Origin of the sequence: Corallococcus silvisoli, assembly GCF_009909145.1 — a bacterium.
Lineage (GTDB): Bacteria > Myxococcota > Myxococcia > Myxococcales > Myxococcaceae > Corallococcus > Corallococcus silvisoli.
The window spans coordinates 1,445,329-1,460,117 of the sequence record NZ_JAAAPJ010000001.1; the positions used below are offsets into that span (position 1 = coordinate 1,445,329).

Below are 14,789 nucleotides of genomic sequence, written 5' to 3' on the forward strand. Positions count from 1 at the left end.
AGGACGTTGGGCGTGGCACGCTGGCGCAGGGGCCTCAGCGCGGTTCCTGGGCGAACTGCTCACGATAGCGCCCCTGGAGTGTCTTCAGCGCCTCCGCCATCCCCACGGCGCGGTACTGCTCCGCCAGGAGTTGCCACGCCTGCCTGTGCAAGGGCTCCAGCGCTACGACACGCTCCAGGTGGGTACGCGCCTCCTCGCGGGGACCCGACGCGGAGGTCAGCCATCCCAGGATGAAGTGCGCCTGCACCGCCTCCTCGTGCGCGGCCACGGCCTGCCGACACGCCGCCTTCGCGGGCCCCGGCCTGCCAGCGCGCATGTGGCTTTCGCAGTCCAACACGTGCAGCACCGCCGCGCGCGGGAACTCCCGCCTCAGCCAGGTGAGTCGTGCCTGCGCCTTCGTCGACGGCCCCTTATCGAGGGAATCCTCGATGTCCTTCGCCGCGCGGATGAACTCTCCCTCCCGCTCCACCGCGACACCGCTCACGGAGACATCCACCGGCAGCGCCTTCCAGCGTCGAGCCTGCCGAGCCCAGGTCCGCAGAGGCCCGGTCCGAGAGTCATTGCCCGCCTTCTGGGTGGCCTGCTCCGCCCACGTGACGGAGGAGGTCTGCTGGAAGAAGGCCGCGAGGTCTCCCCAGACTTCCGGCGGTGTTCCAGGGTTCGCTTCCATCCGTTGGCGCGCCCGCATGAGCTGGCCTTGCGCCTCCAGGTGCTGCCCCTGTTGGAGGGCCAGGGTCGCGAGCTGGAACAAGGGGGCGGGCTCGGAGGGGAATTTCTCCGCGACGGCCTCGCACTTCTCCCGGGTCGCCGGCAGCTTGGGGGCGACACGCGTGTCCAGGTGGCAGGCCAGCCCCTGGACGAGGAAGTCCTCCGGGTAGCGCCGCGCGAGGGGCTCCATCTGCTGGGCGGCGACCTCCACGCGTCCCTCCTTCTCGAGTGCGAGGATCGCGTCGAGCCGGCGCCGGTCCTCCGGAGGCAGGGGGGCCTGGGGCTGGCGAGCGACCAGCGGCGCCTTGCTCTCGCGGACCTTCGCCAGCCATTCAAAGGCGGCGCGGTCACACCAGCGGATGCACATCGCCCGACAAAGCCACCCATAGCTGCATGAACTTCGTGTCGCTGCTGTTGGGCTCCCGCCGGTTGTAGGCGACGGCAATCCACGTATCAGGCACGATGCGGGTCGCCAGCTCCGCCGCGACCCGCCAGCACACGTGCCAGCACTCTGATGCGTTTGGAGTGCGCCGCGCGGCGAGCGTGTGCTCGTCGCACCACGGCTCGAGCTCAAGCTTGAGCACATGGTGCGTGAGGAACCCATCCGCGGAGTCTTCGGATCCGATGATGGCGCAGTGTCGCACCCGTGCCCAGCATGTCACCAGGTTCTTGAGGAGCGCGTCGTGAGCGCGCTGTTTGGCTGAGAGTTCACGTTGCTCCCTCCAATAAAAGGCCACCAATCCCGCCACCACGAGCATCGAGAGAATCACCACCGCCGCACTGGTGGCGGAATCCCCCCGGTCGGTCTTCCAGAGCACGGCGCCGACGCAGCCGGGCCCGCCCAAAACGGACAACGCGATGCAGATGAGCAGGAACGTGTGTCCCTTGGGGGCGGGCGGAGGCCTGACCAGCGCGGGTGCTGGCCATGGCGGTGGCGCCCCGGGAGGCAGGTGCTCCGGCGCGGGCGACAGTGGCAACAGGTGCATGTGAGCACTGGAGCTTGGCCATTATCGGGTGTCAAGGTGCGGGTCGTGGCCCGGGGCCTCCCCGCGCAGGCGCGCGGTCTCGATGAGGGAGAAGAAGAGCGCGCCACCCCGGTACATCCGCTCCGCGATGCGCCTTGCGCCACTCGTACAGCCTCGGACCCGATACGCCCAACCGCTGGGCTGCGCGCGGCCCGGACGGAGGTGATGCCGAATCGCTCTTCCAGGGACAGGGACCTGGCGCGTGGGCCTTGTCGTGCGTGGTGCCTCCTCCTCCGTTGCACGGTGCCCCTCCGCTACACACTGAACAGTGTGGAGGTCGAGGACTTCGAAGGCGCCTTCTACTTCTCAACGAGGGATGCGTCGTGGACGTCCCCGCTCGTGTTCAAGGCGGCAAGGCTTGCGCCGGTGTCGCGCGAAGTGACGGCAGGCAAGGGGGAAGACGTGGACCTCGCAGCGGTGGTCGCCGTCCGGGGAGGGGGGAAAGGACGAGTCACCCACGGCGGGACAGGGGCCGCCGTCGCCGGCGCGCTGGTGCAGGCGGATGACGTTCCCGACACCGCCGAGGGGTGGACGGAGTGGGTGGACACGTCCGCGACAGAGGGTGGGGTGGGTACCGCCGTGGACGGGACCTGCACCCTGCCGAGTGTGGGGCCACGGTGCAGGGCACGCTGAGCGGCGGCGTGCACACCTGCTTGCCGCGGAGGGTCCTGTCCCGCGAGAGGGAACCCTTCGCGGATGGCATCTCCCTGGAGAGGGAGCATGTCTCCCGTTCGGACCTTCACGCTGCCACCGATGAAGTCTCAGTCGAATCCTTGGGTGCCAAGGTGGCTCCATTCGAAGTCGAGCCTCGGACTGTCACGCTCCCACCGGGAGGGAAGGTGACGTTGGACTTCGTGAACAGGATGCGGGTGACGCTGTGCCTGCATGAGCCCATCGACCTGGAGTACATCGAGACGGCGTTGGTGCTGGGGAGGGTGCCCATGCCGAAGAGTGAAGCCGAACGGCTGAGCATCCTCCTGAATCCTCAGTTCTTCCCTGACGGTGACGAGCGCACCTGGGTTTTCAAATCCCTGAAGCGCGAGACCGATACCTTCTTCGTCTTCCAGTTCCACTCATGGAGTATGGGGGCTTACGGGTTCTGGCCAGCCGAATGTGGCCTTGACGCACCCGTGACGCAGCGACCGGTTTTTGGGTAGGCACAGCCGTAGGCGTGGATGAGCGCGCGTGCGTCCACCGCTCACAGGATGATGGAGCGGCGGCGTGTCTGCTTCTCGAGAGGCTTCACCGTCTTGCAGTTGTAGTTGATGATGGTGCCCTTGCTTGTGGACACGGTCGAGGAAAACGCGCTCACGCCATTTCGGGCGAAACTCCTTTCAAATGCCAGCTTCACGTTGAGCAACCCCGCGAGTTCGGGAGCCAGCTTCCAGTATTTGAAGACGAAGCCATGGCTGCCCAGGAACGACACCGCGGACTGCGGCAGAGTCGTGTTGTAGGCATCCAGGTACAGCGTGCACATCTTGCAGCACAGCTTGGAGACTCCCAGATAGCGCGAGCACCAAGTCGATCCGTTCTCCACCGTGTAGTCGAGGAGCTTGATCTCGGCGTGCGAGTCCCAGTCAATCTCCCAGACAACGGGCTGGACATCGTCCTTGAGTGCGTCGCGAATCAGCCTCGCCTCCCCCACGTTGGAGCTCCCGTAGATGGTGCCAAGGTCCTTCGCCGTAACGGCTTCCCAGAGACGCCAGAGAGATTGAGCAACCCGCGCGTGGTATTCCTTGGCGTCGGAGACCTTGAAGTGCTGCGCCACCGTGTAGTTGCGTGGGGAATTCGCGCTCCACGTCCCTTCGTTTTCCAGGCTGCCGTCATTGTCGCTATAGCGCACGGACCATCGGATGGACCCGCTAGGATGGATGGATAGGGCGCAGGCCGTCAGTCGGTGATTCGACGAGACGACGAGCGTGGGGCGCCAGTTCACGGCGAGGAGTCCCACGGCGCAGACGTTGTCGGCCAGCGGGTAGAGGCTCTCGAAAATGATCGCCACGTCATCCAGCAAGCCATGGACTCGAGGCGTGACAGGAACTGTCGCCCTGGCGAGGGACTCCTGGGCGCGCTGCTCCTCTTCGAAGGCCCAGCGGCCCTCGCATTCCAGCAGATGATCCAGGCGGTCCCCAGGTCCTCCCGAAAGCACCATTCCACAGAATTCACATTCCATTTCGTGCTCCGTAGTGAGGCGTCACGGACCGAGGTCCGTCCAACGCGGACGATGGGCCACCTGGGGTGGCAACCGCTGACTAGCAAATGCCGAGCCGCAACAGGCGTCGGCCGTGGCGCGTGCTGCTGAACTCACGGGAGTGAAGTCGCGCGGTGCAGGCCGCGAGCGACTTGCGTCCTGGACGGAAGCAAGTGCGTTCCCGGATGACGTGCGCCGTGGCTACCGCCGCTCCAGCCCGAAGCACAACAGCCACCGATACTGTTCCGATGTCACGCTGTTCGCGTTGACGCGACCATTCGTCAATCCTACAGTCAGTACACGTGTGCCTGACTGAGCTACGAAGACATGGGTGGCCGTTGGCGGTTCTCCTTCTGACCGCATGTGGCAAATCGGCACCCTCGAACTCCATTCCGGCGGTGGCCACGGTGACGCACCTCACGGGCAGCAAGTGTTCCTGGTTCCCAGATGCCGGGGACCTGTGTCCGACGCTGACCCTGCGCGTGTACCCAAAGGGGGGGACGCCATACGAAGCGACCTCCGAGGCGCGCATTCCGCAGGTTGCTGCATCCCGTGTCCAGCCTGGGGCGTGGCTCAAGGTGCTGGTGGACCCGGCCGCGGCCTCGCGCGTATTCGTCGATGTGCCCTCGTTCTCCGCCCCTCCGCCAAACCCTGTTCCCGACGCGGATGCCCACTGACGTAGGTGCGGTTTCACCGGCGTGATGAGCACTGCGGTGGTGTTGATTCGCTCCAAGGAACCCCAATGAGTTGGCGCCTCCTTTCCTTCGCAGGAAGGGCGGCGTGGGCTTGGCGCCATCGTCCCGCCCACGCAAGGTTGGTGTGACATCCCCGCAACGACTTGCAGCGCTGCCGTAAGTGGAATCCACGATAGGAATTGACTGGCTGCAATTCGGCATTAAGTGGTAATTAGTGCACCATCCGTGAGCGGGGTGCACATGTCAGTGAATAAAAACCTTTCCAGTCGCATTGCCTTCATCGTTTCCCTGCTCATCGTCAGCGTGGCGTGGAGTGAGGCCTGGGCGGCGGGTTGGTCGCCTGCGGCGCCGATGTCGGGTCCCCGGTCGCTGCACAGCGCGACCCGGCTGGCGAATGGCAATGTGCTGGTGGCGGGCGGCTTCTACATCACGACGGGCTGGAACTACCCGACCGCCGCCGAGCAGTACAACCCCTCGACCAACACGTGGACATCGGCCGGCACCCTGCTTCGTGGCCGCCGGGCCCATGCCGCCACCCTGTTGCAGGACGGGAGGGTGCTCGTCACGGGAGGAGAGGGCACCACCAGCACCCTGGCCCAGGCTGAGATGTACAACCCGGCGACCAACTCGTGGACGGAAGTGGCCTCCATGATCAGCCCGCGCGCCTTCCATACGGCGGTCCGGCTGCAGAACGGGAAGGTGCTGGTGGCGGGGGGCGCTCCCGTCAATTCGGCGACGAACGCGGCCGAGCTGTACGACCCGGCGACCAACACCTGGACGGCCGTGCCTTCCATGAGCATCGCCCGCAAGCAGCACGGCGCGGCCGTGCTGGGGGATGGAAGGGTGCTGGTGGCGGGGGGCTACAGCAGCACGACCCCCTTCTGGTCCAGTGCCGAGGTGTACAACCCGGCGACGAACTCCTGGTCGCTCGTGGGCTCCATGAGCACGGCCCGAGTGCTGTTCCCCCTGGTGGTCCTCCCCAGCGGGAAGGTGCTGGCGGTGGGGGGAAACAGCGGAGATGGCCTGCCGCCCAGTGTGGACGCATTCGACCCTACGACGAACACCTGGGCCCCGGTGGCGCCCATGGGAATCGGTCGCTACGTGCACACCGCGACCGTGCTCGCGAACGGTCAGGTCCTGGCGGCGGGGGCCTATGGCCGGGACAGCGCCGAACTCTACGCACCGGCGACCAACACCTGGACGAGCGCCGGCGTGATGAGCAGCATCCGCGGTGAGCACACCGCGACCCTGCTCACCAATGGAAAGGTCCTGGTGACGGGCGGAACCAGTGGCAGCGGCCATCTCGCGACGGCCGACCTGTATTCGCCCGACGTGGGGAGCGATCTGGGGAGCGGCCTTGGCTTGGGGCTGGTCCAGGCGGACACGTGCTCCGCCACCAACGATTCCACTCCCGCGTGCAGCGCCGGCAGCGCCGCGCCGGACCGGAGCTTCACCTGGACGGCGCCCTCGTCCGGCACCTTCACCGTGTCGACGATGGGCTCCTCCTTCGACACCGTGCTGTCCCTCTTCGACGCGAACAGCGGCGCGGCGCTCGGGTGCAACGACGACGCGAACGCCAGCACGTTCCAGTCGTCCGTCACCGTGACGCTCACGGCGGGACAGCGGCTTCGCATCGTCGTGGATGGCTACCGGACGCGGTGCGGAAGCTTCACGCTCAACATCCAGTAGTCGCGGTCAGCCAGGGCGGGGCGCCTCCGGAGAAGACGGGGGCGCGGTGGATTCGTGTCTGTTCATACCCAGCAGGGAGGCTTGCCATGAATCTGAGACGTCTGTGCAGCATCTTGGTCGTGCCCGCGATGCTTGCGACTGGCTGTGGAGCGCTGGAGGACTCGAAGGCCGTGGGCGATGAGACGCGGGAGGCTCACGCGGACCTCGCCACGTCGGCCGTCTTCTCTGGCACGGTGCGCAACTCGGCGGGCGCCGTGCAGGCGGGCGTCACGGTGGTCATCAACGGAATCTCCCGGACCACGGATACCACCGGCCGGTACTTCATGTCCGTCGTGGCGTCGGCCAACGGCTACGTCCTCACCCTCCGGAAGAACGGACTGGCCTCGGCGGCCGAGTTCTATTCGGCGGGCAAGACGAACCTCAATCACACCCTGGAGACGGGCTTCGTGCAGACCGTCAGCCCGACGGTGGACAGCACGGTGACCACGCCCAGCGGCGTGAAGGTGAACCTGAAGGCGAACACGCTCGTCAACGCCAGCGGCGTGCCGGCCACGGGCCCGGTCAGCATCACCGTCGCGAGCTATGATCCGATGCGCATGCCGGGCGACTTCACGGCGGTGAACTCCAGCGGGCAGCAGGTCGCGCTCGAGTCCGTGGGCGCCGTCTTCGTGGGCGCCACGGATGCCAGCGGCGCGGCCCTCAACCTGGCGACGGGTGCCACCGCGACGGGCTTCATCCCCGTGCCCACGCAGGTGGGCAGCATGCCGCCGTGTGTCTCCGCCGGCACCTGTCGACTCGCGATGTGGAAGTTCAACGAGACGACGGGCAAGTGGGAGGAGAAGTCCGCCAGCATGCAGGTCGGCCCCACGGGCACCACCTTCACCATGCAGGGCACGAGCAGCATCTCCGGCGCCGTCCCCATCAGCGTGGGCGGGCTGGGCATGTGGAACGCGGACATCGAGAAGCTCGAGCCCGCCTGCACCATCATCGAGCTCGTGGGTTTCCCGGAGACCTGCTTCGGCACGGCGGGCGCCGTCCAGTTCAACCTGAAGCTGCCCAACGCGGCGGGCACGCTCATGCCGCGCACCGATACGATGTCCCTGGCGTCGCCCTACATCGTGCTCTACAACATCCGCGCGAACGCCTTGCAGGAGGTGGGAATCACGTTCCCGGCCGGCGCTCCCACGGGCTGCGCGAAGAACCTGGACATCTCCTCCACGCCCGCCGCCGCAGCCGGCTACCCGTTGTACACCACGACGGGCGGAGTCACCCGGTTCAACTCGGGCGCTCCGTGGGGTGGCACCGGCTACCCGAAGGACCCGGGCGGCAACATGGTCGACTTCGAGGACGTGGCCCTGGGCACGCACCCCTGCAAGTCGTACGTGCAGTTCAAGACAGAGCTGTAGTCGTTTCCGAGCGGCCTGTCCCCTGAAGTCCCGAGCGGGACAGGTCGCTCGTCGCTCGGCGTCGGCGCCTGTGGTTACCGGATACTCGGGGCCGGCGAGAAGAGTGTGCCAGCGAATCATCATGCGCATCGCTCACGCCATGACGCGCGTTTTGACGCAGCTTTGATGCACTCATGACGCAGCGACCGAATTTGGGGTGGGTAAAGGTGGGGCCGGTTGCATGCTTCGACGCGCGCGCAGGTGAAGGGACGAAGCTCTGCCCAGGCGGCTTCGTGGCCCATGGCGGACGGTCTGGCTCGCGTCCACGGCCACCGCGGGTGGCCGTTGGGCCTGCCGGGCGGCTTGGCTCCATCCGCCACTATCGCTTCCACTGCCACCGGAGGACGGGGCTTGGAGTGGGGCGAGGGGCAGGTCTGGTTTCTGCGCGCAGTGCGCAGCAGATCCGGGTGATGGATTGGATGGTGTCGAGTTTCTGCGCGCCGATACCCACCGGGGATGGGGCATTGCGTCGATGGCTCGGGTTGCTGCGCGCTGGGCGCGTTTTTCGTAGAATCCCACGCCATGGGCCTCCTTACTTTCGGTCTCAATGTGACGTTGGACGGGTGCATCGATCACACCCAGGGGATCGCGGACGACGAGCTGCACGACTATTGGAGGCAGCTCATGGAGCAGAACGGGGCGATGCTCTTCGGGCGTAACACCTACGAGCTGATGGAGGGAGCCTGGCCCGCGGTGGCACGCGACGAAAAGGCGCCGCGCGCGATGCGCGAGTGGGCACAGCAGCTCGAGGCGAAGGCGAAGTACGTCGTGTCGGGCTCGCGGAGCGACTTTCCGTGGCAGAACACGATCAGGATCAAGGTGGAGGGTGACCTTCGCGAGGCGATCTCAGCGCTGAAAGCGAAGACCGAGCGGGGTGTCCTCGTCGGAGCGCCCAAGCTCTCGGTTGCGCTCGAGGAGTTGGGGCTCATCGACGAGTACCGCATCGTTGTCCATCCCATCATCAGTGGCCGCGGGCCGACGTTGTTTCATGGCCTGTCGAGTGCGCGGCATCTCGAACTCCTCTCGACGCAGCGGTTCAAGTCCGGCGTGCAGGCGCTCCACTTCCGTCGCAAAGCGGGATGAGCGTGGACGGACCCGAGCGCAGCACCGGCGGCTGCCTGTGCGGTGGCGTCCGGGACGGCCGTGCCGCGTCGGCGTGTGCCACTGCCTCGACTGCCGCGAGCACCTTGGAAGCCACCCCGCGTCACGTCTGAATGGGCGTGGCGCACGATCCGCACCCCGGCGCGTATGAGAAGCGCATCGGCCACCGCACCACGGACGAACTGGCGGTGAGGCTGGACACGACGCTGCCCCTGCACCCGACGGTGCGCGGCGCTCGCCTTCGAGGACCCGAACGACCCGAGCAGCTTCATCCCGTAGTCGCGCTCCGTGAATTTCCGGGCGCACCGCGCGTCGAGGGGACGCTTCCCCCTTTTTCCGGAAGGTCCCTCGCATGCCCCAGCGCTTTCCCTCAGGCTTCGCCCTTGGCCTCCTGCTCCTTGTCGCCTGCGGCGGCCAGGAGCGTGAGGTCGGCATCTACCGCTTGGAGCTCGTCAAGGAGTCGGACACGTGCACGCCGCAGCGCTCGGGGCCCGAGGTGCACACCGTGGGGCTCTCCCGGCGGGACAACGGCGACTACTTCGTGAGCGTCCCCGAGTTCGGCGAACAGCCGGGGCTCTTCCTGCCGATGCGAGGCCTGCCCGTACCCGCCAGGGGCCCCGCCCGCTGGACGCAGGGGATGCCTGAAGACGTCTGCGACAACACCCGGCGCGAGGTCTCCCTGGAGAGGGTGGGCGACAGCGAGCCCTTGGAGTTCCGCTACCAGGAGCAGTACCTGGGCGTCTCGGGCTGCCAGCCGGGGAGCCGGGACATCTTCTTTTCCACGCCGTCCAGCGACTGTGAGGCGTCCTTCCTCCTGCGCTACCACCTCGTGGAGACCTGCGACGAGGGGTGCGGCTACTCGTACTTGAGCGACGCCTCGCACAGTGGGACATGGGAGGCCGTCTGTGATTGCAGCGCCGGCGCCAGCGAGGGCGGGGATTGAGCTGAGGCTCCACCGCGTCCGGCTGTCAAAAAGCCACCTCGCCACTGAAACGCACGCCCCGCGGCGGCGCGTGTGCGCCGCCCGATGAGAGGCCCTACTCCTACAGCTGTAGTTCGGAAGACCCCTCAGTACTCTGTCCAGGAAGTGCGAGTGCCTCTGGTCGCGCTGCTGCGGCGCATGGCGGCCTCACTTCCTCATGTCCTTGCGTGGAGTTGTTGGCGACGCCACCAGCAGGCCGTGGCCATGCAGTGCCACTCCCGGGCCCGAAAGGCGCGGTTCAAACTGCAACCGTAGGAGTAGGCCCGCCCGTCCGCTCGCGACGCCCGCTGGCGCGAAGTGCAAGTACATTGGCGCGGCCTGCGAGTGCCTCGAGGCGGCCACCGCCGTAACTCTTCGTGGAATACAAACACGGAGTCACGGCATGCAATCCATCACGTTCCGAAGTGGTCCCTACACCCTGGCCGGCGACCTTCATCTCCCTGGCAACTTCACCGAGAGCCGCAAATACCCGGCGATTGTCGCCGTCCACCCGGCAGGCGGCGTCAAGGAGCAGGTCGCGAGACTCTACGCCAGCAAGCTGGCGCTGGAGGGCTTCGTCGCCCTCACCTACGACGCGTCCTTCCAGGGTGAGAGCAGCGGCGAGCCCCGCTACATCGAGGACCCGTCCGCGCGTGTCGAGGACATCCTCGCCGCCGTGGACCATTTGACGACGTTGCCCTTCGTCCAATCCGAGCATCTGGGCGTCCTCGGCATCTGCGCGGGTGGGGGGTACGCCATCAACGCGGCCATGATGGACTCGCGGCTGAAGGCCGTGGGCGGGGTGAGCGCGGTCAACATCGGCGCGTCGGTTCGCCTGGGCTGGGCCGGCACCACGTCCCCCGCGCAGGCTCTGGGGCTTCGCGACGCCGGCTCCACGCGGCGCACCGCCGAGCACCGCGGCGAGGACATCGCCTACATGCCTCTCGCGCCAGCGAGCCCCGACCCCCCTGGAGCTCAGTGAGATTTCGTACCTCCTGGGCTACGAGGACGCGAACTCCTTCTTCCGGGCCTTCCACCATTGGGAAGGGGTCTCTCCTGGCCAGTGGCGCGTGGTGCAGGCGCGGGCCTGAGCCACCCCCGCCCACGATTGCGCGAGCCAGACAAGGCCGCGGGCCTCCTGGCGGCCCGCGGCGCCAAGGGGTGCGTTCACCGCTTGAGACCACCGGGCTACTCCCTCTTGCTCGTTGAACCTCTTCGCGCGAACAGGGCTTGCCGGTCAGTTCACGAGGAAGTCGGCCAGCGAAGCCACGTCTGATGCGCAGTGGCCGCCATAGAGCGGGTGCCACTCGGTCCTGACGCCACGCTGACGGGCAATGTGGGCGAGGCGCTCGGTGCCTTCGTAGTTTCCGTAGGCATCGTAGAGGCCGCAGGAGAGATAGAGCTCCGGATAGTCAGGCCCCGCCTGTGCGGCCAGATGCAGAGGCGAGATCCGGCGCCATTCGGCTTCGTCGGCCACGTACTTGCGCGCCATCAGCCAGACTCCGAACACGATCTTGGGGTCGGCCCCGGTGCGCTCCATCCAGGCCCTGATTGTGTCAAAGGAGGAGAACGGGGTGTCGGCGTAGACGCCCGGACAAAGCGCCGCGACCTTCGCGAACTGCGCCGGATGGGTAAGGCCCGCGACAAGGACATTGAGCCCGCCCATCGATTCCCCCAGCAGCATTCGCCGCCGAGGGCGTCCCACCTTGGCCTCAATCGCGGGCAGACGTGCCATGAAATCATCGAGCAGGCCGCTGTCCTCCTGCTTGCCCTTCGGAGTCAGGAGCCACGTCGAGCCGTAGGAGATGGTGATGACCGTGGGCGGCAAGGCTCCGGAGGCGTGCCATTGTTCCTGAAGCATGCCGGTGAAGTATGTGTCGTCGTTCCAGCTCGTTTCGTCGAGGTTGCGCCCGTGGTGATGATAGACGATATCACCGTTGGTGCCCCCAGCGGCCTCGTTGATGCAGTAACGCAGGGGGCCTTGCGCGTCGCACCGCTGACTCGCGGGCTTGAACGAAGCCCTTTGGTCGCCGCGGCGGCGCGAGATCTCCGTCCAGATGAACCAGAGCACGATTGCAAGCAGTACGACGGGCAGCAGGTATCGAACCCGCCGCCCAGGGCGAGGCATTGTCATGGCTGGGTATCCGTTCAGGGGGGCCATTCCTGCCGATGAGGACGGCCTTGCGAAGGTCGGCTAGGCGAGAGCGATTTTCGAATGGATGTCGCGCGACGCCTGCGGATCATCGGGCGGGACGGTTTCTGAGCCGACCCGCGAACGCACCGGCCTCGGCAGGGCCGAAAGGCTCAGGACATAGCCGAGGATCGCGCTGCCCCCGTAGCCTACGACCGGTGTCGGGTAATTGCCGAACGCGGCGGCAATCGTCGCCGCGAGCCAGGCGGACCCGAAGGCGAAGTAGGTTGCGCGGCTGTCCTTGTCACAAGACCACCCGATAATCGCGGGGACGAGCAGCATGGCCAGACCGGCCACGACGGCCAGCCCGGCAAGGGCATGGACCGCGAAGGACGAAAAGAGGAGCTGGTCGACGAAGGGAGCGGCTGGAACCGCATCGGGGCGCAGCAATGTCACCACGAACGCCAAGAGGCTGGCAGTGAAGGCCATGGACGTCGGCCGGTCCGCGCGGGTCGCCGTAACGGCAGCCAGCGCCGTTGTCATCATGGCCGCCATCGCACGATCGGGCTGTAGCGTCATGGCCAAAGCGGCAACAACCATCCCGATCGTCGCGAGCGGGGTGCGCGTCCGGGAGAATCCGACGAGCATGAGGGGCAGGAGGACAAAGCTCGGTTGCACGAACACGCCGCCGAACCCGATCCAGCGAGCTGTCCCTTCGATGCGGAGGCCCAAGAGCGCGGTGGCGAGCAGCAGGAGGGAGAGGCTGAATATCAGAGCTCCGGACACGCGCCCGACCGCCCCCGGGATGCGGCTGACGAGGGCCCGCAGGACAAGACCGATGACGAGTGCGCCAGCATTGATGCCGAGGTAGCCAACAGGCGCGCCGGCAAGCGTCATGTAGACGAGCCCCATCGCGACCGCGCCGACCGCGCAGAGCGCACCGACGGTACGCGGGCTGTGCAACGCGCCGAAGCCGCTGTTCGCTCCTGCTCGCGACGCGTGGACGGCGGCTCCAAACAGCGAGATGAAGGGCTGCATCAGGAGGATGCCGATGGCACGCGGTGCCAGTCCGCAGAGGCTCTCAAGCGCGAACAACAGGGCCCTGGTGTCCTCCGGGATTTCCGCGACCTCATAGCGGATGGCCAGCCCCCAGTCGCGCAGCCGCGGTGGCAGGATGGACTCCAGCGCGCGGCACAGCAGGTTCGCCACGCGTCGTTGGAACCGGACGCTCATGTCGTTGCCTCGCGAAGGCCGGGGCGAGCCGCCACCTTGCGGTCCGGCGGATTGGCGTGCGCGAGCTGGACTCCGGCCTTGGTCAGGCGATAGGCGTGCCTTGGCGGTCGCCCGCCCTCCGCCGGCTGTTGCCACTCGGCTTCGAGATAACCCTGGGCTTCGAGGCGGATCAGCAGCGGATAGAGCGTGCCTGACTTCACCTCTGCGAGACGACACAGCTCATACCCGTGCGACCAGCCCGCGCCGGCCTTGAGCAGAGCGGCAAGAACGGAGCGGGCGTGATTCGACAATGCGCGGGTTCGTGACATGGCTCCATAAATCTACCTATGTAGATTTAAAGTCAAGGCCTGCGGCAGCTGCTTCGCGGACATCGTCGTCAGAGCCCAGCGCTGCCCGGACGCCCTCGCCGTCCTGCTCATGGCTTGGCGAATGCCCTTGTCGGTCTTGGCCTGCCCCCTGCGGAAGGCCATCTCGGTGAGGTCCATGTCTCGCGCGACCTCCACGACGGACTTGCGCTCCTCCAGCACCACTTCCACCGAGACAACCCCGCTGACTCGCATCGAGCAGGACGAGGAGGCTGCATGCGTCGTTGCACCGCCCCGTCACTTCGGTGGCCTGGACGCGAGCGGGGGGGCTTGCACGGTGCTGGGCCTGCATCATCCTGCGCCGCATTCGCGTCACCGCAAGGCGACGGCCAGATAGTCGACGAACACCCGGACCCGCGCAGGCAAGTTGGCGCCGCCGACAAAGACGGCGTGGACGTTCTCGACGTCGCCCGGGTTGTAGTGCTCCAGCAGGGGAACCAGGCGGTTCGTGCGGAGCTCCTCCGCGACGCTGAAGGCGCCGACCCGCGTCACCCCCACTCCGGACGCAGCCAACTGGCCCAGCGTCTCTCCGTTATTGGCTTCGATGCAGCCCTTCACGGACAGACTGTATTCGTGTCCGTCGCGCACGAAGGGCCAGACCGCTTCGGCCCGGTGAAAATTGAAGTTGAGGCAGTTGTGGTGGTGCAGGTCCTCTGGGACTCTCGGTGTCCCGCGCCGGAGCAGATAGTCGGGTGATGCCACGATCACGCGCCGATTTTCGCCGAGCTTGCGCGCGGTCAAGCCGCTGTCCGCAAGCGGGCCGAAGCGAATGCCGACGTCCGCCTCTCCCGCTGGGATGTCGACCACCCTGTCCGTCAGGTTGATGTCCACCAGGATGTGCGGGTACCGCGCCGCGAAGTCGCCCAGCAGCGGGACCACGCACAGGCGCCCATGCGAGAGGGAGGCGCTCACCCTCAACCGCCCGCGCGGCGCGCCCCTGTCCGCGATGGCCTGCTCCGCGTCGTCCAGCTCCGTCAGGATGCGTCGCGCCGCGCCTAGATAGGCTTGCCCCTCGGGCGTCATGCTCAGGGCCCGGGTCGTGCGCAGCATCAGTCGTACCCCCAGACGCGCCTCGATGCGGTCGATGGTCCGGCTGACGGCTGATGGGCTCAGGTGCAGTTCACGCCCGGCCGCCGAGAAGCTGCCGGTCGCCGCCACGGCCGAGAAGACGGCCATCTCACGAGCCCGATCCGCGCCGCCTGGCTGCATCTTTGCGTTCATCTCAAGAGTCCTTGGCTTTGAAGG

14 protein-coding genes are annotated in these 14,789 nt (G+C 66.9%); 6 read left to right on the forward strand and 8 right to left on the reverse strand.

Annotation, left to right across the window (positions count from 1 at the left end; genetic code table 11):
* Positions 1 to 34: 34 nt before the first annotated feature.
* Positions 35 to 1,075, reverse strand: a complete 1,041-nt coding sequence (locus tag GTY96_RS05740; protein WP_161664078.1) for a tetratricopeptide repeat protein — start codon at positions 1,073 to 1,075, stop codon at positions 35 to 37.
* A complete protein-coding gene (locus tag GTY96_RS05745) occupies positions 1,056 to 1,694 on the reverse strand; it encodes a hypothetical protein (protein WP_161664079.1) in 639 nt (212 codons plus the stop codon). Before GTY96_RS05745 ends, GTY96_RS05740 begins: the two co-directional genes overlap by 20 nt.
* Before the next feature lie 656 nt (positions 1,695 to 2,350).
* Here GTY96_RS05745 and GTY96_RS05750 point away from each other — a divergent pair.
* Positions 2,351 to 2,890 (forward strand): hypothetical protein, encoded by a 540-nt coding sequence (locus GTY96_RS05750; RefSeq protein WP_161664080.1) that lies wholly within the window; start codon positions 2,351 to 2,353, stop codon positions 2,888 to 2,890.
* A gap of 41 nt (positions 2,891 to 2,931) precedes the next feature.
* On the opposite strand, the gene GTY96_RS05755 is transcribed toward GTY96_RS05750, so the two are convergent.
* Positions 2,932 to 3,885 (reverse strand): nucleic acid/nucleotide deaminase domain-containing protein, encoded by a 954-nt coding sequence (locus GTY96_RS05755; RefSeq protein WP_161664081.1) that lies wholly within the window; start codon positions 3,883 to 3,885, stop codon positions 2,932 to 2,934.
* A gap of 1,085 nt (positions 3,886 to 4,970) precedes the next feature.
* On the opposite strand from GTY96_RS05755, the gene GTY96_RS05760 reads away from it, so the two are divergent.
* The 5 genes from GTY96_RS05760 (at position 4,971) to GTY96_RS05780 (ending at position 10,797) form a co-directional block, all read left to right on the forward strand.
* Entirely contained in the window at positions 4,971 to 6,308 is a 1,338-nt protein-coding gene (locus GTY96_RS05760; protein WP_161664082.1) for a Kelch repeat-containing protein, read from the forward strand.
* Between the two features lie 86 nt (positions 6,309 to 6,394).
* Positions 6,395 to 7,714: a carboxypeptidase-like regulatory domain-containing protein gene (locus tag GTY96_RS05765; protein ID WP_161664083.1), complete on the forward strand. Its 1,320-nt coding sequence runs from the start codon at positions 6,395 to 6,397 to the stop codon at positions 7,712 to 7,714.
* Between the two features lie 561 nt (positions 7,715 to 8,275).
* The gene (locus tag GTY96_RS05770) at positions 8,276 to 8,836 is read left to right on the forward strand and encodes a dihydrofolate reductase family protein (RefSeq protein ID WP_161664084.1); all 561 of its coding nucleotides are present in this window, start codon (positions 8,276 to 8,278) and stop codon (positions 8,834 to 8,836) included.
* A gap of 370 nt (positions 8,837 to 9,206) precedes the next feature.
* The gene (locus GTY96_RS05775; RefSeq protein WP_143898989.1) at positions 9,207 to 9,797 is read left to right on the forward strand and encodes a hypothetical protein; all 591 of its coding nucleotides are present in this window, start codon (positions 9,207 to 9,209) and stop codon (positions 9,795 to 9,797) included.
* A 421-nt stretch (positions 9,798 to 10,218) separates the two neighbouring features.
* Positions 10,219 to 10,797, forward strand: a complete 579-nt coding sequence (locus GTY96_RS05780) for an alpha/beta hydrolase (RefSeq protein WP_161664085.1) — start codon at positions 10,219 to 10,221, stop codon at positions 10,795 to 10,797.
* A gap of 255 nt (positions 10,798 to 11,052) precedes the next feature.
* On the opposite strand, the gene GTY96_RS05785 is transcribed toward GTY96_RS05780, so the two are convergent.
* From GTY96_RS05785 to GTY96_RS05805, 5 genes are all read right to left on the reverse strand, one after another.
* Complete coding sequence (locus GTY96_RS05785; protein ID WP_201755789.1) at positions 11,053 to 11,886, reverse strand: alpha/beta hydrolase-fold protein; 834 nt, start codon at positions 11,884 to 11,886, stop codon at positions 11,053 to 11,055.
* A 123-nt stretch (positions 11,887 to 12,009) separates the two neighbouring features.
* Entirely contained in the window at positions 12,010 to 13,179 is a 1,170-nt protein-coding gene (locus GTY96_RS05790; protein WP_201755790.1) for a hypothetical protein, read from the reverse strand.
* The gene (locus GTY96_RS05795; protein WP_161664087.1) at positions 13,176 to 13,487 is read right to left on the reverse strand and encodes a PadR family transcriptional regulator; all 312 of its coding nucleotides are present in this window, start codon (positions 13,485 to 13,487) and stop codon (positions 13,176 to 13,178) included. Before GTY96_RS05795 ends, GTY96_RS05790 begins: the two co-directional genes overlap by 4 nt.
* Positions 13,488 to 13,499: 12 nt before the next feature.
* A complete protein-coding gene (locus GTY96_RS05800) occupies positions 13,500 to 13,715 on the reverse strand; it encodes a hypothetical protein (protein WP_161664088.1) in 216 nt (71 codons plus the stop codon).
* 141 nt (positions 13,716 to 13,856) lie between these two features.
* Positions 13,857 to 14,765, reverse strand: coding sequence for a LysR family transcriptional regulator (locus tag GTY96_RS05805; RefSeq protein ID WP_143898993.1), 909 nt, complete (start codon positions 14,763 to 14,765; stop codon positions 13,857 to 13,859).
* Between the last annotated feature and the right edge of the window lie 24 nt (positions 14,766 to 14,789).

Excerpts from the sequence above, each read along its gene's own strand:
- GTY96_RS05740 (WP_161664078.1), bottom strand. The coding sequence starts at position 1,075 with ATGTGCATCCGCTGGTGTGACCGCGCCGCCTTTGAATGGCTGGCGAAG.
- GTY96_RS05790 (WP_201755790.1), bottom strand. The coding sequence starts at position 13,179 with ATGAGCGTCCGGTTCCAACGACGCGTGGCGAACCTGCTGTGCCGCGCG.
- GTY96_RS05765 (WP_161664083.1), top strand. The coding sequence starts at position 6,395 with ATGAATCTGAGACGTCTGTGCAGCATCTTGGTCGTGCCCGCGATGCTT.
- GTY96_RS05760 (WP_161664082.1), top strand. The coding sequence starts at position 4,971 with ATGTCGGGTCCCCGGTCGCTGCACAGCGCGACCCGGCTGGCGAATGGC.
- GTY96_RS05745 (WP_161664079.1), bottom strand. The coding sequence starts at position 1,694 with ATGCACCTGTTGCCACTGTCGCCCGCGCCGGAGCACCTGCCTCCCGGG.
- GTY96_RS05795 (WP_161664087.1), bottom strand. The coding sequence starts at position 13,487 with ATGTCACGAACCCGCGCATTGTCGAATCACGCCCGCTCCGTTCTTGCC.
- GTY96_RS05755 (WP_161664081.1), bottom strand. The coding sequence starts at position 3,885 with ATGGTGCTTTCGGGAGGACCTGGGGACCGCCTGGATCATCTGCTGGAA.
- GTY96_RS05770 (WP_161664084.1), top strand. The coding sequence starts at position 8,276 with ATGGGCCTCCTTACTTTCGGTCTCAATGTGACGTTGGACGGGTGCATC.
- GTY96_RS05805 (WP_143898993.1), bottom strand. The coding sequence starts at position 14,765 with ATGAACGCAAAGATGCAGCCAGGCGGCGCGGATCGGGCTCGTGAGATG.
- GTY96_RS05780 (WP_161664085.1), top strand. The coding sequence starts at position 10,219 with ATGCAATCCATCACGTTCCGAAGTGGTCCCTACACCCTGGCCGGCGAC.
- GTY96_RS05775 (WP_143898989.1), top strand. The coding sequence starts at position 9,207 with ATGCCCCAGCGCTTTCCCTCAGGCTTCGCCCTTGGCCTCCTGCTCCTT.